Raw genomic sequence first — 261 nt, forward strand, 5'->3', positions numbered from 1 at the left:
CGCAACGCCCTGCGGATGCGCCCCGACCGCATTATTCTCGGCGAGATCCGTGGTGTCGAAGTGCTCGATGTACTGACCGCCATGAACACCGGCCACGACGGTTCCATGAGCACCGTGCACGCCAACAACGCCGGTGATGCGCTGCTGCGCCTGGAAACCCTGGTGGGGTTGACCGGCCGCGTGGTGGCGGAGAAAACCCTGCGGCAAATGATCTGCGCGGCCCTGGATGTGGTGATCCAACTGACCCGCCTGCCCGACGGG

Annotated in this window: 1 protein-coding gene; it reads left to right on the forward strand. The window is 65.5% G+C overall.

Translation table 11 applies throughout. From position 1 onward, the window contains the following. On the forward strand, positions 1-261 hold a 261-nt coding region (locus KZZ04_RS19675), incomplete at both ends, for an ATPase, T2SS/T4P/T4SS family (RefSeq protein ID WP_219423955.1).

Source organism: Pseudoalteromonas sp. CR1, assembly GCF_019392235.1.
Taxonomy (GTDB): domain Bacteria; phylum Pseudomonadota; class Gammaproteobacteria; order Enterobacterales; family Alteromonadaceae; genus Pseudoalteromonas.